General features: G+C 72.7%; 17 protein-coding genes and 1 tRNA gene. 6 read left to right on the top strand and 12 right to left on the bottom strand.

From position 1 onward, the window contains the following. The 5 genes from FE251_RS04100 to FE251_RS04080 form a co-directional block, all read right to left on the bottom strand. Entirely contained in the window at positions 1–1,002 is a 1,002-nt protein-coding gene (locus FE251_RS04100) for a dihydroxyacetone kinase subunit DhaK (RefSeq protein WP_139948031.1), read from the bottom strand. Between the two features lie 57 nt (positions 1,003–1,059). Next, entirely contained in the window at positions 1,060–2,130 is a 1,071-nt protein-coding gene (locus FE251_RS04095; protein ID WP_230976541.1) for an ABC transporter permease, read from the bottom strand. Continuing rightward, entirely contained in the window at positions 2,127–3,203 is a 1,077-nt protein-coding gene (locus FE251_RS04090; RefSeq protein WP_139948029.1) for an ABC transporter permease, read from the bottom strand. The genes FE251_RS04095 and FE251_RS04090 overlap by 4 nt, the downstream gene beginning before the upstream one ends. Continuing rightward, positions 3,200–4,714, bottom strand: a complete 1,515-nt coding sequence (locus FE251_RS04085; RefSeq protein ID WP_139948027.1) for a sugar ABC transporter ATP-binding protein — start codon at positions 4,712–4,714, stop codon at positions 3,200–3,202. Before FE251_RS04085 ends, FE251_RS04090 begins: the two co-directional genes overlap by 4 nt. Before the next feature lie 107 nt (positions 4,715–4,821). Next, on the bottom strand, positions 4,822–5,871 hold the full coding sequence (locus tag FE251_RS04080; RefSeq protein WP_139948025.1) for a substrate-binding domain-containing protein: 1,050 nt from the start codon (positions 5,869–5,871) through the stop codon (positions 4,822–4,824). 219 nt (positions 5,872–6,090) lie between these two features. Between FE251_RS04080 and FE251_RS04075 the strand changes: the two genes are divergently transcribed. After that, positions 6,091–6,840, top strand: a complete 750-nt coding sequence (locus FE251_RS04075) for a DeoR/GlpR family DNA-binding transcription regulator (RefSeq protein WP_139948023.1) — start codon at positions 6,091–6,093, stop codon at positions 6,838–6,840. An 81-nt stretch (positions 6,841–6,921) separates the two neighbouring features. On the opposite strand, the gene FE251_RS04070 is transcribed toward FE251_RS04075, so the two are convergent. Next, a tRNA-Met gene (locus FE251_RS04070) sits at positions 6,922–6,998 on the bottom strand. An 84-nt stretch (positions 6,999–7,082) separates the two neighbouring features. After that, positions 7,083–10,127 carry a UPF0182 family membrane protein gene (locus FE251_RS04065; RefSeq protein ID WP_407925282.1) on the bottom strand — a complete coding sequence of 1,015 codons (3,045 nt, stop codon included), beginning with the start codon at positions 10,125–10,127 and terminating at the stop codon, positions 7,083–7,085. 191 nt (positions 10,128–10,318) lie between these two features. On the opposite strand from FE251_RS04065, the gene FE251_RS04060 reads away from it, so the two are divergent. Then, complete coding sequence (locus tag FE251_RS04060) at positions 10,319–10,870, top strand: PPA1309 family protein (RefSeq protein WP_139948019.1); 552 nt, start codon at positions 10,319–10,321, stop codon at positions 10,868–10,870. Positions 10,871–10,883: 13 nt separating this feature from the next. On the opposite strand, the gene FE251_RS04055 is transcribed toward FE251_RS04060, so the two are convergent. After that, positions 10,884–12,017 carry a YlbL family protein gene (locus tag FE251_RS04055; protein WP_230976540.1) on the bottom strand — a complete coding sequence of 378 codons (1,134 nt, stop codon included), beginning with the start codon at positions 12,015–12,017 and terminating at the stop codon, positions 10,884–10,886. A 131-nt stretch (positions 12,018–12,148) separates the two neighbouring features. Here FE251_RS04055 and FE251_RS04050 point away from each other — a divergent pair, with 131 nt between their 5' ends. Further along, a complete protein-coding gene (locus tag FE251_RS04050) occupies positions 12,149–13,630 on the top strand; it encodes a zinc-dependent metalloprotease (RefSeq protein ID WP_139072850.1) in 1,482 nt (493 codons plus the stop codon). Here FE251_RS04050 and FE251_RS04045 read toward each other — a convergent pair. Beyond that, on the bottom strand, positions 13,627–14,160 hold the full coding sequence (locus FE251_RS04045) for a M48 metallopeptidase family protein (RefSeq protein ID WP_139948017.1): 534 nt from the start codon (positions 14,158–14,160) through the stop codon (positions 13,627–13,629). The genes FE251_RS04050 and FE251_RS04045 overlap by 4 nt on opposite strands. 121 nt (positions 14,161–14,281) lie before the next feature. On the opposite strand from FE251_RS04045, the gene FE251_RS04040 reads away from it, so the two are divergent. Then, positions 14,282–15,313: a thiamine biosynthesis protein ThiF gene (locus tag FE251_RS04040; protein WP_139948015.1), complete on the top strand. Its 1,032-nt coding sequence runs from the start codon at positions 14,282–14,284 to the stop codon at positions 15,311–15,313. 2 nt (positions 15,314–15,315) lie between these two features. Here FE251_RS04040 and FE251_RS04035 read toward each other — a convergent pair whose 3' ends face one another. Together FE251_RS04035 and FE251_RS04030 are read right to left on the bottom strand one after the other, a co-directional pair. Then, positions 15,316–15,654 (bottom strand): WhiB family transcriptional regulator, encoded by a 339-nt coding sequence (locus FE251_RS04035; protein ID WP_407925281.1) that lies wholly within the window; start codon positions 15,652–15,654, stop codon positions 15,316–15,318. A 437-nt stretch (positions 15,655–16,091) separates the two neighbouring features. Further along, the gene (locus FE251_RS04030) at positions 16,092–18,140 is read right to left on the bottom strand and encodes an ATP-dependent helicase (RefSeq protein ID WP_139072853.1); all 2,049 of its coding nucleotides are present in this window, start codon (positions 18,138–18,140) and stop codon (positions 16,092–16,094) included. A 161-nt stretch (positions 18,141–18,301) separates the two neighbouring features. On the opposite strand from FE251_RS04030, the gene FE251_RS04025 reads away from it, so the two are divergent. Next, positions 18,302–18,523, top strand: a complete 222-nt coding sequence (locus FE251_RS04025) for a mycoredoxin (protein WP_139949246.1) — start codon at positions 18,302–18,304, stop codon at positions 18,521–18,523. Positions 18,524–18,544: 21 nt separating this feature from the next. Here the strand turns inward: FE251_RS04025 and nudC are convergent, their stop codons facing one another. Continuing rightward, the gene (nudC, locus tag FE251_RS04020) at positions 18,545–19,516 is read right to left on the bottom strand and encodes an NAD(+) diphosphatase (protein WP_139948013.1); all 972 of its coding nucleotides are present in this window, start codon (positions 19,514–19,516) and stop codon (positions 18,545–18,547) included. Between the two features lie 80 nt (positions 19,517–19,596). Here nudC and FE251_RS04015 point away from each other — a divergent pair, with 80 nt between their 5' ends. After that, entirely contained in the window at positions 19,597–20,781 is a 1,185-nt protein-coding gene (locus FE251_RS04015) for a macrolide 2'-phosphotransferase (RefSeq protein WP_139948011.1), read from the top strand. Positions 20,782–20,799: the final 18 nt, after the last annotated feature.

Below are 20,799 nucleotides of genomic sequence, written 5' to 3'. Positions count from 1 at the left end.
TCAGACCTCCTGGAAGAACGGGGACGCCGCGGGGGCGTCGAGCAGGGCGAGCCGGTCGTCGTCGAGCGCGAGGAGCGAGATGGACGCGCCCGCCATCTCCAGGCTGGTCGCGTACTCACCGATGTACCTGCGTTCGATGGTCACGCCGAGGTCCTGGAGAACCTGGTGGACCCGGCGGTACATGACGTACAGCTCCTCGAGGGGCGTGGCGCCCAGGCCGTTGACGAGCACGGCCACCCGGTCACCGTCCGTGAGCTCGAGGTCCGCCACCAGGGCGGCCACGATCCGCTCGGTGATCTCGTCGGCCGTCTCCAGGGGCCCACGGTGGAAGCCGGGCTCGCCGTGGATGCCGATACCGACCTCCATCTCGCCCTCGGGCAGCACGAAGCTGGGCTCACCGGTGGTCGGCAGGATCGTCGGGGCGAGCCCGATGCCCATCGTCGCCGTGTGCTCGACGACGTCCTCCGCCACCGCCGCCACCTGCTCCAGGCTGTCGCCGCGCTCCGCGGCCGCTCCGGCCGCCTTGTAGGCGAAGAAGATCCCGGCGACCCCGCGGCGGTCGTGCTTGCGGTCCTTCGGCTGGCTCGCGACGTCGTCGCGGCCGAGGACGGTGCGGGTCTCGATGTCCTCGAGCTCGGCGAGGTCCGCGGCGAGGTCGAAGTTGAAGACGTCACCCCCGTAGTTGCCGTACAGGTAGAGGACGCCACGGCCGCCGTCGACCGCCTTGGTGGCCTCGAAGCACTGCTGGGCGCTCGGGGAGCTGAACACGTTGCCGATCGCGACGCCCGACGCGAGGCCCTTGCCCACGTAGCCCTTGAACAGCGGCAGGTGCCCGGAGCCACCTCCGGTGACGATGCCGACCTTGCCGGCGACGGGGGCGTCGGCCCGCACGAGGATGCGGCGGTCGTCGCCAGGGGTCTTCAGCTGGTCCGGGTGGGCCAGGAGGATGCCCTCCACCATCTCGTCGACGAAGTTCTCGGGCTTGTTGATGATCTTCCGCATGACGTTCCTTTCGTGTGCAGTCCGCCGGGGCTGCCGGCCGACCGTTCGTGGGTGGGGCTACGCGGCACTCGCCGCGACGGCGCGACGTGGCCGGCGGCGCCTACCGCGCCACTTGATCTGGTCGAAGACCATGACCGCGACGAGGATGAGGCCCTGGGCCATGGAGTACTCGAAGGTGGACAGGCGCATCGCGGTGAACCCGCTCTGGACGATCTGGAGCACGAGCGTGGCCAGGACGACGCCGAACACGGTGGCGAAGCCGCCGTTGGGGTTGGTCCCGGCCAGGACCGCGATGACGACGACGAGCAGGACGTAGGAGGCGCCGTAGTCGGCGGACGCGGTGGGGTTGCGCCCGATGAACAGCACGCCGGCGATCGAGCCGAGCAGACCGGTGAGCATGTAGGTGCCCATGAGCACGCGGGTGCTGTTGATGCCGGAGTAGTACGCCGCGGCGGGGTTGGCGCCCTGGAGGGTGACCTTGAGCCCGAGCGGTGTCCGGTTGATCACCAGGCCGATCGCCAGCGCGACGACGACGAAGACGATGAACAGCGTGGGGATCCCGCCCATCGTCGACTGTCCGAAGGCGGTGAGCCCGGCCGGGGAGCCGTAGAGGGTCTTGCCCCCGGTCCACGCGACGGCGATGCCGTTGTAGATCTGCATCGTGCCCAGCGTGGCAAGGATCGGGGTGATCCCCACCCGCGCGATGAGCAGGCCGTTGACCACCCCTCCGCACAGCCCGACGGCCACGCCCACCAGCACGATGACCGGGAACAGCTGGTCCGCCTGGGTCGGGTCGTTCGTCGCGATCGCCGTGTAGAGCGTGGAGATGGTGATCGCGGTGAGGTTCGCGATCGAGACGAGCGAGAGGTCGATGCCCCCGCTGAGCATCGCGAGCATCATCGCCAGGGCGAGGATGCCGATCTCGGGCGAGGCGAGCGCGATGTTCTGCAGGTTGATGGGGTTGAGGAACACCGCGGGGTTGAGGACCGTGAAGATCCCGAACGCCACGACGACGAGGAGGAGCATCCGCCGGGCGCTGCGGTCCACGTTCGCGCGACCGAGGAGCTCTCGCCAGCGGGAGTCGACCGTGCGGTTGAGGCGGCCCAACGAGGCCTGGGTGTCGTTCATGCCGTCACCTTCTCGGTTCGGGGTGCGGGGTTCGCGGTGGGGTCGTCGGTGTCGAGCGTGCGGACGGTGCGTGCGGCACGGCGGGCGGCGAGGGCCTGGACACCGACGCCGAGGACGAGGAGCAGACCGACGGCAGCTCGCTGCCAGGCGCTCGGCACGCCGGCGAGGATGAGGCTGTTGTTGATGACCTGGATGAGCAGCACGCCGAGGACCGTGCCGGTGACCGAGCCGCGGCCTCCGAAGATGGACGCTCCGCCCAGGACGACGGCGGCGATGATGTCGAGCTCGTCGCCGACCAGCTCCTGCGGCGTGCCCGAGCGGCCCATGATCATGTAGATCATGCCGCCCACCGCGGCCATGGCCCCGACGAGGACGTACATCCACACCTGGGTGCGCACCACCCGGATGCCGGCACGGCGGGCGGCCTCGATGTCACCGCCGAGCGCGTAGATGCTGCGACCGAACATCGTCCGTCGGAGCACCCAGCCGATGAGCAGGGCGAGGACGATCGCGGGCACGACCATGACGTGCAGGTAGGCGGTGCCGGTCGGGGACTGCACCGAGGCGATGTTCGTGGTCGCCACCGACTCCATCCCGGCCGGGAGGTTGGCGATGTAGCGCGACCCCACGTAGGTGAGCAGCGCTCCGGTGAAGATCCCCCGGGTGCCGAGGGTGACGATCATCGTGTTGAGCCGGAAGCGGGCGATGAGGAACCCGTTGATCGACCCCAGCGTCGCCCCGATGAGCAGGGCGAGAGCGAACGCACCGACGAGGCCGAGGTCGAAACCGCCGTTCACCTGCACGTGGATCGTCGTGTAGGCGGCGGCCACCGCGATGGCCGCGAAGGACATGTCGATGCCACCGGAGATGATGACGAGCAGCACGCCCAGGGCGAAGATCAGGGGGACGATCGCGCTGCGCAGGATGCTGAACGCCGTCGGCCCCGAGAAGAAGACGGGGTTGGCGATGGACATCCCGATGACGAGGACGATGAGGACGAGCGCGAGGACGCCCTCGTTGTTGCGTCCCCGCAGGCGACGCAGCCATGCCGTCCGTGACTCGTGCGCGCTCATGCGGCAACCTTCTTCCGGATCGTGTCGACGTCGATGTCAGTGCCCTCGAGGACGTCGACGATGCGGCCGTGCCGGACCACGAGGACCCGGTGGCAGCAGGCGACGAGCTCGGGGGCGTCGTCGGAGATGACGAGCACGCCCATCCCCTCGGCGGCCTGGGCACGCAGGATCTCGAGGATCTCGGACTTCGAGCCGACGTCCACGCCCACCGTCGGACCGTTGAGCATGAGCACCTTGGGCCTGCGGGCGAGCCACTTGGCCAGGACGACGCGCTGGGCGTTGCCGCCGGACAGCGAGCGGACCGGGGCCTGGACGTTGGGGGCCTTGATCCGGAGCCGGGAGAACAGGCTGTCGATCGTCCGGCCGATGGCCCCCTTGTCCAGCGAGCGCCACCTCGTGCGGTGCTGCTCGGCCGAGCTGGCGATGATGTTGCTCGCGATCGACTTCTCGAGGAACAGCCCTTGGGTGAGCCGGTCCTCGGGCACGTACCCGATGCCGGCCGCGATCGCGTCGTCGACGCTGCGCAGCCGCACGGGGACGCCGTCGACCGTCACGCTCCCGGACTGCGGCGGGTGGACCCCGAACAGCGACTCGGCGATCTCGGTGCGCCCCGAGCCGAGGAGGCCGGTGAGCCCGAGGATCTCGCCGCGGCGCAGGTTGAAGGAGACGTCGTGGTACGCGCCGGGCAGGGTGAGGTTCTCGACGTCGAGCACCACATCGGTGCCGTCGGGAAGACCGCTCACCCTCCGGGTCTCGTCGAGCTCGTGGCCGGTCATGTGCTCGGCGATCGAGCGGAGGGACAGCTCGGCTGCGGGGCGGGTGACGACGTGCTTTCCCGAGCGCAGCACGGTGACCCTGTCGGAGATCGCCAGCACCTCGTCGAGCTTGTGCGAGACGAAGATGAACGCCACGCCCCGTGCCCGGAGCCGCTCGACGATGGTGAACAGGCGCGCGACCTCGGTGTGGGTGAGGGCTGTCGTCGGCTCGTCCATGATGATGACGCGGGCGTCGTTCACGAGCGAGCGGCAGATGGCCGTGAGCTGCTTGTCCGCCACCGAGAGCTTCTCGACGTCGGCGTCGAGGTCGAGGGTGAGGCCCAGGTCCGCGACGACCCGCTCGGCGGCGGGCCGGGCGGCCCGCGGGGCGTACAGCCGGTGGCGGGAGGCGACGGCGGAGGTGAAGACGATGTTCTCCGCCGCCGTGAGGTTCGGGAAGAGCGAGAAGTCCTGGTAGATGACCTGGATCCCGCTCTTGATCGCGTCGGTCGTGTCCATCGCCGTGAAGGTCTTGCCGTCGATGACGATCTCGCCGGAGTCGGGTCGCTCCGCCCCGGAGATCACCTTGATCAGGGTGGACTTGCCGCTGCCGTTCTCACCCGCGAGGCAGAGCACCTCACCGGGTCGCAGGTCGAGCGAGACGCCACCCAGGGCGGTCACCCCGCCGAAGGTCTTGACGATGTTGCGCACCTCGAGGACGGGTGCCGGAGGCCCCGAAGGGGCTGTGGTGCTCATGCTTGTGCGCCTCTCAACGGATCTCGTGCTGCCGCGCCGCCCGCCGTCGGGAAGCGCCACCAGCGGTGCGGGGCGGGAGGTCCTCCGCCCCGCACACGCTGGACCGGTCAGAACGCGTAGTTCTTGGCCTCTTCCGCGTCGGCGGAGATGCCGGCGTTGCCGACGAACACGTTGTCGTAGCCGTCCATCTTCCGCAGGCTCTCGTAGCCCTCGATGCCCAGGTCGGTGCCGACCTCGATCGAGCCACCCCCGGCGAGGATGCGGGCGATCTCGAGCTGGGCCTCACCGGCGAGGGCGGGGTCCCAGAAGAAGATCTTGTCGATGGAGCCCGTCTCGAGGAACTTGGCCGCGGCGGACGGGATGGAGGTGCCCATGTTGCAGGTCGAGTCCTCGAGGCCGGCCTCCTCGATCGCGCGGGCGATGCCCGGCACGTCGTTGCCGGCGGATCCCTGGAAGCCCTTGAGGTTGGGGTACTTCGCGAGGATCTCCTTGGCCTTCTCGTAGGCGGCGGTCTCGTTGTCGGTGCTCTCGATCGGCGCCTCGACCCGGGTCATGTTCGGGTAGTTCTCGAGCTGGTGGTCGTACGCCGCGGTCACCCACTCCATGTGGGTCTTCGCGGTGAGACCGCCGACGAACTGGACGTACTCGCCCTCCTCGCCCATGCACTGGGCGAGGTTGTCCATGATGTCGACGCCGTAGTCAGCGTTGTCGAAGGCCTCGATGTCGATGTCGACGTTCTCGATGCCGGTCGCCTCGTGCGCGACCGTGATGATGCCCTGGGCCTGGGCCTGGGCGAGGACGGCCGACAGCGCCTCCGGGGAGTTGGGCACCACCGTGATGGCGGTCGGCTTCTGCGCGATGAGGTCCTGGATGATCTGGATCTGCTTCTCCGGGGAGACGTCGTCACCTCCCTCGGTGCGCGTGTCGATCCCGGTGCGCTCCCCATAGGCGAGCACGCCCTCGTCCATCCGGTCGAACCACGCGATGCCCTTGACCTTGACGACGGTGACCATCGTCATGTCCGCGGCCTCGCCGCTGCCGCCGGCGGTGGCGTCGCCCGCGGGCGCCGCACCGTCGTTCACGGAGCCACAGGCTGCCAGGAGCATGGTGGCCAGCCCAGCGGCAACGACTCCGGTGGTGAGCTTCTTGTTCCTCATTCGTCACTCCCTCGTGATCGAGCGCTTGGACCCCCGCGTCCGCGCATCGTCCTGGTTAATCGTGCGTCAGGTTGCCTGACTCTCGTCACCATAAGCGCGTTTCTTGCGCACGTCCAATCGGACTCTGCGCGCTCGTCGCGTGGGTCCGTGCATCGCGTGCGTGTTATCGTGCACCGATGCGTTTGCTAACATGAGGTCCGATTCAGCGGAAGGTCAACGATGTCGCGCCGCCAGCAGATCGCCGAGCTCGTCGAAGAGCGCGGCTTCCAGAGCGTGAAGACGCTCGCCGAACACTTCGGCGTGGATGCCTCCACGATCCGGCGTGACCTCGACCGTCTCGCCAGCGACGGTGTGGTGGTGCGGACCCACGGGGGCGCCGCCGCCGTCCTCGCCGACGAGGAGCCCGAGGCCCTCACCGAGCAGGGCACCCAACGCGCGGAGAAGCGTGCGATCGGTGCCGCCATGGCCGAGCGGATCTACGAGGGGCAGACCATCCTCCTCGAGGGCGGTACGACCTGCCTGGAGGTCGCGCGGCACCTGGACCACGCCCGCCTCACCGTCGTGACGAACGATCTCGCCGTCGGCCTGGAGATCTCCACCAAGCCCCACATCAACCTCGTCTTCGTCGGCGGGGAGCTGCTGCCGGCCAGCACGTCGATGTGGGGACCCATGTCGATCCAGCAGCTGGAGACGATGCGGGTCAACGTGGCGATCTTCGGGGCTGGCTGCGTGATGGACGACGGGATCTACGCGAGCAGCAGCTACGCCATCGAGCTCAAGCGCAAGATGCAGTCGATCGCCGCGCAGTCCTTCTTCGTCGCGGACTCGACCAAGTTCGGGCGTGAGGCCCTCTTCAAGGTCTTCGGCTTCGAGGACTTCACGGCCGGCATCACCGACGACACCCTCGACCCCATCCGCGCAGCCCGCTTCCCCGTCCCGCTCATCCGCGTCCCGCACCACGGCCGCTGAGCCGTCGCCCCGGGCCGGCGCACCGGCGGCGCCGCACCGGGCAACGCAGAAGGCCCGGACCTGATGGTCCGGGCCTTCTCCTGGTAGCGGGGGCAGGATTTGAACCTGCGACCTCCGGGTTATGAGCCCGGCGAGCTACCGAACTGCTCCACCCCGCGTCGGTAAGCACCACCTTACGCGGCGATGCCCACCCAGGGCAATCCGGCGGGCTGTGAGTAGCCTCACCGCCCGCCGGAGCCCTGTCAGCCTCCGCTGTCGGCGGCCGGTGTCGTCGCCTCGTCGGCCGGCGCGGTGGCACCGTCCTCCGGGGGCGGCGGCGTCCCGGCCGCGGCGGCGTCGAGCTCGGCCTGTGCCTCGCTGGCCGCCTCGAGCGCCTCCTGGAGGCGCTCCTGGGCCTGGCCGTAGTTCACCCAGTTCCCCTCGCTCAGGGCGGCCTGGCCGTCCTCGAGCGCCTGGTTGGCGTCCTGCAGGGCCCGGGTCAGCCGCTCCTGCGCCGCGGCGTCGACCTCGGTCGTGCCGCCGGGCTCGTCGGTCGCCGGCTGGTCGTCGGGCGTCTCGCCGACGACGTCGGCGTCACCGCCCTCCGCACCGGAGTCACCGCCGAACACCTGGTCCAGCGCCTCGGTGAGCGTCGGCGCGAAGCCGATCTCCTCACCGAACGCGACGAGGACGTACTGCAGCAGCGGGTACTGGGTGCCGGCCGAGGCCTGGACGTACACCGGCTGGACGTAGAGCAGACCGCCACCGACGGGCAGGGTGAGCAGGTTCCCGCGCAGCACCTGCGACCCGCCCTGCTCGAGCAGGTTGAGCTCGGTGGAGATCGTCGGGTTGGAGTTGAAGGTGTTCTGCACCTGTCCCGGTCCGGGCACGGTGACGTCGGAGGGCAGCTCGAGCAGCCTCAGCTGCCCGTAGCCCTCTCTCACCTCCCCCGGGGTGTTGCCCGTCTCGGAGTCCACCGCGAGGAACCCGGTGAGGATGTTCCGGTCGGTCTGACCACCGGGGATGAAGCTCGAGGTGAGGGAGAACTCTGCGCTCTCCTGCCCCGGCATCTGCAGCGTGAGGTAGTACGGCGGCTGCGGGACGCCCTCGCCGGCGGTCGGGTCGTTCGGGATGTTCCAGAAGTTGCCGCCGGAGTAGAACGAGGCCGCGTCGGTGACGTGGTAGCGGCTGAGCAGCTCGCGCTGGACCTTGAACAGGTCCTCCGGGTAGCGCAGGTGGCTCATGAGGTCGCCGCTGATCTCGCTGATCGGCTGGATGTGGTCGGGGAAGACGTTCTTCCACGTCTGGAGGATCGGGTCCTCGGGGTCCCACTCGTAGAGCGTGACCTCACCGTCGTAGGCGTTGACGACCGCCTTGACGGAGTTGCGGATGTAGTTGACCTCCTCCGGCGCCGGGCCGACGACGACGCCGCCGAGCTCGTCGGTCAGCGCGTCCGTCGTCGCGTCCTCCAGGGACTCACGGGCGGAGTAGGGGTACTCGTTCGTCGTCGTGTACCCGTCGACGATCCACACGAGGTCCTTCGGGGTCGACTCGTCGCCGTCCATGTCGACGATCGCGGGGTAGGCGCGGGCGTCGAGCGTGAGGTACGGGGCGACCTTCTGGACGCGCTCGTGCGGGTCGCGGTCGTAGAGGATCTGCGAGTCGGCGTTCACGCGGTCGGAGAAGAGGATCTGCTCCGAGCCCATGCGGATCGCGTAGAGGAGCTGGTTCCAGAAGTTGCCGAGGCTCGGCCCGCCGTCGCCGTCGTAGGTGGTGTTCACCTGGCCCTGCGGGGCGTCGTCGCTGGGGTAGTCCAGCTCCCACGGCGAGGTGCCCTCCGGGGCGCCGACGATCGAGTACTCCGGGGTGCTCTGGCCGAAGTAGACCCGCTCCTCGTACTCCCCGAGCTCACCGATCGAGGGGATGCCGTACTCGAAGAAGGCCGGCTGACCGTCCGCGGCGACCGTGTTGCCGTAGGCGGCGACGGCGCCGAAGCCGTGCGTGTAGACCGTGTGGTCGTTGACCCAGGTGCGCTGGTCGGAGCCCAGGCCCTCCTGGTTGAGCTCGCGGATCGCGATGACGGTGTCGCGCTTCTCGCCGTCGATCACGTACCGGTCGACCGCCAGGGTCTGCGCGAAGTCGTAGTACTGCCGGTTCTGCTGCAGCTGGCGGAACGTCGGGGAGACGATGTTCGGGTCGAGGAGGCGGATGCTGGCGGTCGACTCGGAGTCGTTGCGCAGCTGGCCGGCCTCGGTCTCGGTGACCGCGTCGTAGGGCTCGGTCTCGATGTCGTCCAGGCCGTAGGCCACGAGCGTCGCGTCGATGTTGCGCTGGATGAACGGCGACTCCGCCTCCACCGCGTTCGGCGTCACCTGGAAGCGCTGGACGATCGCCGGGTAGATGCCGCCGACGACGACGCCCGAGACGATCATGACGCCCACGCCCGCGGCGGGCAGCAGCCAGCTGCCGCGGAACGCGGAGACGAAGAAGAGCACCGCGATGATGACGGCGATGACCGCGAGGATCGTGCGCGCGGGCAGGTTGGCGTTGATGTCGGCGAAGGACGCGCCGGCGAACCGGTCGTTCTGGCCGACGAGCAGGGAGTAGCGGTCAAGCCAGTAGTTCGCCGCGATGAGCAGGACGAACACCCCGGCCATGATCGACAGCTGGATCCGGGCCGCGTTGGTCACCCGCTGCGGCCGGCCGCCGATCTGGATGCCGCCGTAGAGGTAGTGCGTGACGAGCGAGGCCACCGCCGTGATGAGGACGACCGTCATGAGGAAGGAGACGATCGTGCGCATGAGCGGCAGGGTGAAGACGAAGAACCCGATGTCCATGCCGAACTCGGGGTCCGTCTGCCCGAAGGGCTCACGGTTGAGCCACATGAGGACCGCGCGCCAGTTGGCGGTCGCCGAGATGCCGGCGAACAGGCCGAGGACGAGCGGGGCGCCGATCATGACGAGGCGGCGCAGCGGCTCCACGCTCTCGCGGTAGCGGTCGAGGTTCTGCTGCTCGGGGGTGACCGGGGCGTAGATCGGCCGCGACCGGTAGGCGAGGCGCAGCCCGAGCCACACGGGCACGGCCATGAGGACGAACCCGAGGACGAAGAGCACCGCACGGGTGCCCCACTCACGCCACAGGACGTCCTCGAAGGACAGGTGGGAGAACCACAGCACCTCGGTCCACAGCTGGGCGGTGATCATGAGGAGCACCGCGAGCGCCGCGAGGACGATGAGCGTGGGCACGAGGGCACCGCGTCGTCGGCCTCCGGCCGGTCGCGGTGGACGTGGGGCGGGGGCAGCTGTCACGAGGTGGCACCTTCGGTCGTCGTACTGGCGGTGGGCGGCAAAGACCCGCCCTCATGGGGCGAACGCGCGGCCCTGCACCTAGGTTCCCACACCCGCCGTTCCGCCGTCCGGCAGGCGACGCTGCGCCTCCGGCGCCGCGCCCCGTCGGGGGCGAGTGGTTCGGGTGGGGAGCGGTGGGGGATCATGGCCGCATGACGGCTCCCGACCTCAGCCCCCGCCAGCGCGCCCTCCAGGGGGCGGTCCTCGACATCGAACGGCACGTGAGCTCGCTGGGGTGGGACTCCCCGGTGCTCGTCTTCTCCCTCGTCCGCACGGCGGACGCCCTGGCCGTCAACCCCGCCATCGCGAGCGAGCTGCCCGAGGGCGCCGTGGACTCGGCCACCGCCGACCCCGAGCACCTCCTGTCGATCGAGCAGGACGGCCTGCCGCAGGCGGCGACGCTCGAGGAGCTGCTCGCCCAGCTCGCGTGGCCGGCGGAGGTCGACGGCGCCGCGATCGTCGTCGAGCGCATCGTCGTGCCGCCGGAGGCCGAGACCGACATGCCCCGCGACCCCGACGCCGCCGTCGCCTACCTCGAGGCCCACCCCGACCGGCAGGATGTGCGGATCGCCGTCGGCGTGCTGCGCACCGGCGAGTCCTGGTGCGCGCTGCGCTCCCGGCTCCACGACTCCGACGACGCCGTCGGCGGCTCGCCCGACGCGGTGCCCGGCCTCGTCGAGGCGCTGCGCGCGACCTTCGACTAGAAGGCCGGCCCGCCTAGGAGGCGGGGCAGCGCGGCAGGTCCCCGGTGTCCCCCGCGCCGACCGCCTCGAGGGCCGTGACGGCGTCCGAGACCGTGTCGACGGCGATGACCTCGAGCCCGTCGGGGACGTGGCCGGTCACCTCGTCGCAGTTCTCGACCGGGGCGAGGAACAGCGTGGCGCCGTCGCGGACCGCACCCGCCATCTTCTGCCGGATGCCGCCGATCGGGCCGACGTCGCCGGCGAGGTCGACGGTGCCGGTCCCGGCGACCACCTCGCCGTTCGTCAGCTGCTCGGGCGTGAGCTTGTCGATGATCGCGAGGGTGAGCATGAGGCCGGCGCTCGGGCCGCCGATGTTCTCGATGGCGAAGTCGACCTCGAACGGGAGCTCGACGTCCGGGGAGATCATGACGCCGAGCAGGCTGCCGCCCTTGCCGTCGTCGCCCGTGACGACGTCGACCGTCGTCTCCTCCCCACCGCGCTCCACCCCGAGGGTGACCGTGGACCCGGGCGGGGTCCGGCCCAGGACGTCGTCGAGCACGGCGAAGGAGGTGAGCTCGGTCTGCCCGCCGTCTGGCGTGGAGATCGACAGGAGACGGTCCCCGGACTCCAGCAGCCCGGCCGACGCGCCGTGCGGGGAGGTCCCGGCGACCGTCAGCTGGGTGGGCACGTCGGTGCCGAGCTCGGTGAGCGCGGCGACGGTCGCGTTGGTCTGCGAGGAGCTCATCTGGAGGCTGGACTCCTCCTGGACCTCCTCCCGGGTCTGGTCCGGGTCGAAGGCCGACTCCCGCGGGACGACGGTCGTGCTGCCCGACAGCCACCCGGCGACGACCTGCGCCGCGGTCGCCGGGTACCCCGGCCCGCCGCGCGTGGAGACGGTGGTGAGCAGCAGCTCCCCGTCCGTCGGGTAGGTCTCGGCGCCCTCGACGGTGATGAGCGGGACGTCCTCGTCCACGTCACCGAGCGTGTCGACGGTGGGGCCGGGGCTCTGGATCGCGTACGGAGGGGTGACGAAGAGCATCGTGAGCGCGAGGACGAACGTCACCGCGCCCGCGACCGCCGCCGTCACCGTGCGGGGGCTGAGCAGCGGCCGGTCGTCGTCGGGCCACTGCGGCTGGGTCGCGGGCGGCTGGTCGGGTCGAAGGCGCACCGCCTCATCATCACCCGGCGGCGACCACGCCGCCGACCGTGTCTCGCCCTGGGCGAAACGGCCCGGCGGGGAGCCTGACCGCGACGGTGGCGGGGTTACCGTGGAACTCCCCGAGGACTGGAGCAGCGGAGATGAGCGAGGACCCGAGTCGCCCCGGTGAGGACAGCTGGGAGGAGCTCCTGCGGTCCATGCTCGGACCGCAGGCAGCCGAGGAGGCGATGAGCGCCATGCGCGCCGCCGGCCTCGACCCCGAGACGATGGCCACCGCGGCCGGCCTGCCGCAGGACCGCAACCAGCTCGCCATGATGCTCCAGCAGATGCAGCAGGTGCTCGCTGCCGGCGGGAACGACCCGGTGAACTGGGCGCTGGCCGGGGACCTCGCGGGCCAGGCCGTGCGCCAGGCCGGGGACCCGACCCTCACCGCCGCCCAGGCCGCGCAGGTGACCCAGGCGCTGCAGGTCGCCGACCTCTGGCTCGACGCCGCCACCGAGCTCGGACCGACGACGGGCACCAAGCAGGCGTGGTCCCGCAGCGACTGGGCGCAGCGGACCATGCCGACGTGGAAGCGTCTCGCCGAGCCGATCGCCACCTCGGTGGCGCGGGCGATGGAGAGCGTGCTCGACGAGCAGGCCGGCGAGCTCGGGGAGCACCCGCTCGCCGCGGGGCTCGCCGGCGGTGCGGGCGGGATGATCCGCCGGCTCGGTGGCGCCGTGTTCGGCATGCAGGTGGGCCAGGCCGTCGGCACGCTCGCCGGCGAGGCCTTCGGCACGTCCGACACCGGCCTGCCGCTCGTCGAGGCCCCGGACACCGCGCTCGTCCCCGCCAACGTCGCCGCCTTCGCCGAGGGGCTCGACGCCCCGGAGGAGGAGGTGCGCCTGTTCCTCGCCGTGCGCGAGGTCGCGCACGCCCGCCTCTTCGCCCACGTGCCGTGGCTGCGCGCCCACCTCCTGGGCGCCGTCGAGGCCTACGCGCGGGAGATCTCCATCGACACCGGGGCCATCGAGGAGGCCATGCGCTCCCTCGACCCGAACGACCCCGAGGCGCTGCGTGAGGCGTTCTCCGGCGGCGTGTTCGTCCTCGAGCGCAGCGAGGCCCAGGAGGCTGCGCTGCTGCGGCTGGAGACGGCGCTGGCCCTCGTCGAGGGGTGGGTCGAGGTCGTCGCGGGCCAGGCGGTGGCCCCGCACCTCCCCCACGCGGTCCCGCTGCGCGAGATGATCCGCCGCCGCCGGGCGGCCGGCGGGCCGGCCGAGCAGACCTTCGCCTCGCTCGTCGGGCTCGAGCTGCGGCCCCGGCGGGTGCGTGAGGCCGCCGAGCTGTGGAGCAACCTCGGCCGCGAGCGCGGCCAGGAGGCCCGTGACTCCCTGTGGGAGCACTTCGACCTCATGCCGACCGCGGAGGAGCTCGACGACCCCGCCGGCTTCGTCGCCGCCCGGGACGCCGCCGCGGCCGGCCAGGACGACGTCGATGCCGCTCTCGCGAGCATCTTCGCCGGCACCGAGCAGCCGGGAGTCGAGGCACCGACGGCGGACGAGGGCACCGACGAGGCCGCTGGCCCCGGCGAGGGAGAGCCCGGCGAGGGCGAGCCCGACGATGGCGGGCGGCCCGCCGGCTAGGCCGGCTCCTCGTCCGGTCCGGGCGCCGCGTGCCCGGCCTCGCGCCGGGCGAAGGACACGCCCTCGAGGAACCCGCGCGCCCGGGTGGTGTGCGGGTAGCGCTCGACCCACGCCCAGAAGTCCGGGCCGTGCCCGGCTGCGAGCAGGTGGGCGAGCTCGTGGACGAGGACGTAGTCCAGCACCCACGAGGGCATGCCCTTGAGCTGGTCGGAGATGCGGATGGTGCCGGTGGACGGGGTGCACGAGCCCCACCGGGTGGCCTGGTTGCTCACCCAGGCCACGGTCTGCGGACGGGCGCGGCCCTCGAGGTAGCGCTCGGAGAGCCGCCCGGCGCGCTCGGCGAGCTCGGCGTCCGACGGGCGACGGCGCTGCCCGCTGCGCTCGAGACGCGCGACCATCCGCGCCACCCACTCCTCCTCCTCCGCGCGGGTGAAGCGGTCGGGGATCGCCACGACCGTGCGGCCGTTCTCGCGGAACGCCTGCACGGTCTTGGTCCGGCGACGGCTCCGCCTCACCTCGATCTGCGTCATGTCTCCAGGCTACGGCGACCCACCGACGCGCCGGGGCGCTCCCCCGGCGTTGTCCACAGGAGGCGGGCCGGGACCCTCGACGTACCGCTCGCGGTGCCATCCTGGGCGCGGGAGGGCGAGGATGCGACTACGACCAGGCAGCCACGTGCTGTGGCGCCGCGAGGGCACGAGCCAGGTCCACGCGGACCCGGAGCTCGCCGTCGTCCTCGACGGGCTGAGCGTCGAGGAGCAGCGGCTCCTCGAGGGCCTGGGCCGGGAGACGAGCGAGAGCGCCGTCCTCGCCCGGGGCCGGGAGCTCGGGATCCGGGCGCCGCGGGTGCGCGAGCTGCTCACGCGGCTCGAGGCGTGCGGCGCCCTCGAGCGCGACCGAGACCCCGCCGTCGGCCACCACGGCCTGGGCGCCGAGCTCGACCACTGGTCGCGCGTCGCCCAGCGCGACGCGCGCGACGTCCTCACGCGCCGCCAGGAGGCGGTGGTCGCGGTGCTCGGGCTCGACCGCCTCGGGCTGCTCCTGGCGAGCGGGCTCGCGGCGGCGGGCGTCGGCACCCTGCTCACCGAGGACCGCGCCCGGGTGCGGCGCGAGGACGTCGGCCTCGGGGGCTACACCCTGCGCGACGTCGGGGAGCAGCGCGGCGACCGGGCACGGGGGATCCTGCGGCTCACCTACCCGCACGTGCGCACCTCCGCGCCGCCGCGCACCCGGCCCGACCTCGTCGTGCTCGTCGACCACGGCGTCAGCGACCCGGTCCGGCTGCGGCCGCTCGTGCGCGAGGACGTCACCCACCTGCTCGTCGTCGTCCGCGAGGTCGACGTCCTCGTCGGGCCGCTCGTCACGCCCGGGGGCGGACCGTGCGGGCGGTGCGTCGAGCTGCACCGCACCGACGCCGACGACCGCTGGCCGGCGCTGGCGACCCAGCTCCTCGGTGCCCCGGACCGCGGGGTCGAGGCGACGTCGGCGCTGCTCGCCGCCGGGACCGCGGTGGGCGAGGTCCTCGCCCACCTCGACGGGCGTCCCGTCGCGACGTCGGGCACGAGCCTGGCCGTCGACGCGCGCCGGCCGGTGCCCCGGACACGGCAGTGGCCGGTGCACCCGGAGTGCGGGTGCACCGGCCTCGCGGTGGTGCCGGGCGGTGCCCAGCCGGCCCCCGCGTGACGTCAGGCCGCCGGCTGGTGCTTGCGGGGACGACCGCGACCACGCTTCGTGGCCACGACCTCACCGCCGATGAACACCTCGCCGCCCCACACGCCCCACGGCTCCGCGCGCTCGAGGGCACCGGCGAGGCAGGCCTCGCGCACGGGGCAGGTGCGGCACAGCGTCTTGGCGAACTCGACATCCGCCTGACGCTCGGCGAACCACAGGTCCGGGTCGTGTGCCTCCTGGCACGGGGCGAGCGCGGTGGACTCCTCCAGGACGAGGGCCATCGCCTCCTCGGGGAGCGGCCACGACTGTGACGACCCCTGGCTGAGGCGGTCGAGAAGGGTGGTGAGTTGCACGAGTGTCTCCGTGGGTGCGAAGCCGGGTCTGGGATCGACTGCGGCATTCCCCGGGAGGGGTGGACCGCAGTGAGGAGCGGCGCGGTCCGGCGGAGAACGGGTGCTGTTCTACGACGTCCGGAACGTGCCGCCCCCGATGGGGGCGAGGTACGGGCGAGGGCGGGCCGGCATACCGGCGACGCCGGCAGCGGGACTGGTGAACCGGAGCATCCCGGCCCACTCGGCTCGTGCTCGGCCGGCGGCTACGTTCTTGGTCACTGCGGTTCACCTCCCTCTCGCACATGGGGCCCCCGTGTGCTGGCTAGGCACGGGCCCTGTTCGGTCACGGACGTGGAGGACATTACGCCCGCCTCCGGACGGGGGGCAAGGTATTTACGGCGACTGTTCTGCGCACTTCGCCCGGGGGCCCGGAGCCGGCTGTGCTGCGGGCGAGAGCGTCAGGCTCCGGGTGGGTCGACGAGGACTTCCTCGCCGCGCACGATCGCGAGCACGGCCGGGCCGTACGCCTCGAGCTTCGCCGCCCCGACGCCGCGAAGGAAGCCGAGCTGGCGCAGGTCCTTGGGGCGGGCCTCGGCGATCGCCGCGAGCGTGGTGTCGTGCAGGACGCTGTGGCGCGGCTTGCCGGTGGCCGTGGCGACCTGGTCGCGCCAGGCACGCAGCCGCCCGACGAGCTCGGCGCCCTCGGGGTCGCTCGCGGCGACCTCGGCGAGCCGGTCCCGTCCCGAGGTCCGGGCCGCGGGACGGCGCCGGCCCCGCTCGCCGTCGGGCCACAGCCCGTCGAGGAAGCGGGACGGCTTGCGCGAGGCGCGCCCGCCGACCGTGCGCGCCCGGGCGTAGGAGAGCATGAGGTGCTCGCGCGCCCGGGTGATCCCGACGTACAGCAGCCGGCGCTCCTCGGCGACGGCGTCCTCCGTCTCGGCGAGGGAGATGGGCAGCAGCCCCTCGCTCACGCCGATGAGGAACACCGCGTCCCACTCCAGCCCCTTGGCCGCGTGGAGGGAGGCGAGGGTGACGCCCGAGACGGTCGGGGCGTGCTGGACGGCGGCCCGCTCCTCGAGCTCGGCGACGAGCCCGGGAAGGTCCGCGTCCCGGGTCGCGGCGAGGTCGTCGGCGAGCGCGACGAGCGCCTGCAGCGACTCCCACCGCTCCCGGACGGCGCCGCGGGCCGACGGCGGGTCGGCGGACCAGCCGACGGTGCCGAGGACGTCCCGCACGGCCTCGGGCATCGGCTGGCCCGCCGCCGAGCGGGCCGCCCCACGCAGCAGCACGACGGCCTCGCGCACCTCCCGCCGGGAGAAGAAGCGCTCGCCACCGCGCACGAGGTAGGAGATGCCGGCCTGCGCGAGCGCCTGCTCCACCGCCTCGGCCTGCCCGTTGGTCCGGTAGAGGACGGCGATCTCGTGGCGCGGCACCCCGCCCTTCTCCAGCCGGGCGATCTGCGCGGCGACCCCGGCCGCCTCGGCGACGTCGTCGTCGAAGGCCTCGAACCGGACGGCGGGGCCGGAGGGGCGCTGCGCCTGAAGGTGGACCGCCGCGCTCGAGCGGTGGCGCCCGGCCCGTTCGAGCACCTGGTTGGCGAGCGAGACGACCTGCGGGGTGGAGCGGTAGTCGCGCACGAGCCGCACGACGGCGGCGCCGGGGAAGCGGCGGGAGAAGTCGGTGAGGAAGCGCGGGCTCGCCCCGGTGAAGGAGTAGATCGTCTGGGACACGTCCCCGACGACGCACAGCTCGCTGCGCTCCCCCAGCCACAGGTCCAGCAGGCGCTGCTGGAGCGGGGAGACGTCCTGGTACTCGTCGACGACGAAGTGTCGGTACTGCCGGCGCACCTCGGCCGCGACGTCGGCGCGCTCCTCGAGGATCCCGACGGTGAGGAGGAGGACGTCCTCGAAGTCGATGACGCCGCGCTCGGTCTTGACGTCCTCGTAGAGCTCGAGCAGCCGCGCGACGGTGGCGCGGTCCTGCCCGGCCGGGGCACCCTCGCGTCCGGCGGCCGCGGCGCGCGCGACGTAGTCCTCGGCGGTGACGAGACTGACCTTGGCCCACTCGATCTCGGCGGCGAGGTCGCGGATGCTCACGCGGTCGACCGCCAGCCCGAGCCGGGAGGACGCCTCGGCGACGAGCGGCGCCTTGTGCTCCTGCACCTTGGGCACCCCGCCGCCGATGGCCGCGGGCCAGAAGTAGGACAGCTGGCGCAGGGCGGCGGCGTGGAAGGTCCGGGCCTGCACCCCGCCGACGCCGAGGTCGCGCAGCCGCGAGCGCATCTCCCCCGCCGCCCGGGCGGTGAACGTCACGGCGAGCACCGCGGTGGGGTTGTAGGCCCCGGAGCGCACGCCGTGGGCGATGCGGTAGGTGATCGCGCGGGTCTTGCCCGTGCCGGCGCCCGCCAGGACGCACAGCGGCCCGGTGAGGTGCTGGGCGACGGCGCGCTGGTCGTCGTCCAGGGCGGCGAGGAGCTCCTCGCTGCTGGGGATGGTCGTGCTCGTCATCCCCGCCAGTGTCTCAGCCTGCGCCGACACGCGGGTGCGCCGTCCCCAGCCGCGACGCGGGAGGAAATGCGCGGGGGCGCGGGCGCGTTACGGTCTGCAGAGCATTCCGACCACGAGGAGCCACGTTGACCACGACCGCGCCCGAGCCCGGCACCATCACGATGTACACGACCAGCTGGTGCGGCTACTGCCGCCGGCTGAAGAAGCAGCTCGAGGGCGAGGGCATCGGCTACCGCGAGGTGAACATCGAGGAGCACCCGGAGGCGGCGGGCTTCGTCGAGGAGGTCAACGGCGGCAACCAGACGGTGCCGACCGTGCTCTTCCCGGACGGCTCCGCGGCGACCAACCCCTCCCTCGCCGAGGTCCGCACCCGGCTGGGCTGAGCCCCGTCAGGCGGGGCCCCGTCAGGCGGGCGGCTGCGGGAGCGGGCCCCCGAACCAGTCCTCGATGAGGGCGCGGGCGATGGACGTGCGCGTCGGCAGGTGCACCTCGCCGGCGGCCACGGCCGCCCCGAGCTCCTCCCGACTGAAGAAGCGGGCGGCGGTGAGCTCGACGCCGTCCACGACGACGTCGGTGCCTGCGCCCTCGGCGACCTGCGCCCGGAACGCCGTCATGAGCGAGCACGGGAAGGGCCAGGGCTGGCTGCCGACGTACCGCACGTCGCCCACGACGACGCCGGTCTCCTCCGCGACCTCCCGGCGCACGGCGGCCTCGAGCGACTCCCCGGGCTCGACGTAGCCGGCGAGCGTGGAGTACCGCCGCTGCGGCCAGTGCGCCGCGTGCCCGAGGAGGAGCCGGTCCGCGGCGTCGACCACGGCCATGATCACCGCGGCGTCGGTGCGCGGGTAGTGCAGCGAGTGGTCGACGAGGCACCGGCGGACCCAGCCGGCCTCGACGACCTCCGTCGCCTCCCCGCACCGTGGGCAGCGCGGGTTGCGCTCGTGCCAGGCCGCGAGCGCCACCGCCGTCGTCGCCAGCCCGGTGTCCCGGTCGCAGAGCCGGTCCCCGACGTCACGCAGGTGGGCGAAGCGGGCGCCGGCGGCGAGGCTCACGAGCGGCGCGTCGGTGTCGACGGGTGCGCCGTCGAGGTCCCGCTCCTGGCCGAGGTGCTCGGGCAGGACGAGCGCGACGTACCGCGCGGTTCCCTGCCGGCCGAGGTAGAGGACGTGCTCGGCGGTCCACGCCGCGTCCGGCACGTCCGCGACCGGGAGCAGCGAGAGCCCGTCGTCCTCCGCCACGCCGAGGAGCCCTCGGTGGACGAGGACGACACGGGTGGCGTCGTCCCGACGCAGCTCGGTGAGCAGGTCGGGACGGGCGCGGGCCGCGCCGTCGGCGTCGACGGTCGTGCGGGCGAGGGGCAGCTGGGCGAGGACCACGTCGGCACCGTACCGGCCGAAGTTGAGGCGCGCCGTGCCGCGTCGGGCGCTGAGGGGCCTGGTCGGCCTAGGGTTGGCCCGTGGCACGCAGATCCCCCCTCGCTCTGGCGGCGCTCGCCACGGCGGCGGTGCCCGGGCTCGACGTCGTGGCGACCCGGTCGCCCCAGAGCACCACGGCCGACTTCCAGGTCACCGGGGTGCTCGACTCGGGCGGCCGGCAGTGGGTCGTGCGCTGCCCCCTGCACCCCTCCGCGGGTGCCGCCCTGGAGGCGGAGGTCGTGCTGCTCGCCGCCCTCGCCCCGTACGTGACCAGTGGCGCGCTGCCCTTCGCCGTGCCGGAGCCCGCGGGCTTCGCGGCCCTGCCCGAGGGCGGCCGAGCGATGGTCTACCGCCAGCTGCGCGGCCGGCCGCTCGACCTCGAGCGGCTCGGGCCGGGCCCCGGCCTCGCCGCGGACCTCGGCCGCTGCCTCGCCGCTCTCCACGAGCTGCCGGCGAGCGTCGTCGAGGACGCCGGCCTGCCGAGCTACACCGCCGAGGAGTACCGCAAGCGCTGCCTCGCCGAGGTCGACATCGCCGCCCGCACCGGGCACGTGCCCACCCTCGTGCTCGAGCGGTGGGAGCGGGCACTGGAGGACGTCGCGCTGTGGCGTTTCCGCACCACCCCCGTCCACGGTGACCTCGCCGAGGAGCACGTCCTCGTCCTGGACGGCGAGGTGAGCGCGGTCATCAGCTTCTCCGAGGCGCACGTCGGCGACCCGGCGGTCGACCTCGCGTGGCTGCTCGCCAGCGCCCCGGAGGACTGCCTCGACGCGATCGAGGAGGCCTACGCCCTCGCCCGGCCCGAGAACGCCGACACCTACCTGCTCGACCGTGCCCAGCTCGTCGGCGAGCTGGCCCTGGCCCGCTGGCTCGTGCACGGCGTCAACACCGGGAACGACGCCGTCGTCGCCGACGCCACCGCGATGCTCGCCGACCTCGCCGAGCAGGTGCGCGACGCCGAGCCGATCGGCCACCGCGAGCCCGTCGTCGTGCCCGGGCGGCCCGAGGACTGGGCCGAGGCCACCGAGGACGCCGAGGAGACGGACGCCGACGAGGCGGGCTTCGACCCGAACGCGACCGCCGAGCTCCCCTCGCTCCGGGCGGACGTCGCGGCCCCGGCCGACGCCCCCGCCGGCGACACGCAGACCGCCGCGGAGCCGGAGGAGGACGAGGAGCCGGAGGCGGCCCGCGAGCCGGCCGACGAGGAGCCCCGCGCCCGCGACTGAACGGGCCCCGCCGACGTC

Origin of the sequence: Georgenia wutianyii (assembly GCF_006349365.1) — a bacterium.
Classification (GTDB): Bacteria; Actinomycetota; Actinomycetes; order Actinomycetales; family Actinomycetaceae; genus Oceanitalea; species Oceanitalea wutianyii.
Note: the sequence above shows the minus strand (reverse complement) of the source record. Positions and strands in the feature narration are given on the sequence as shown.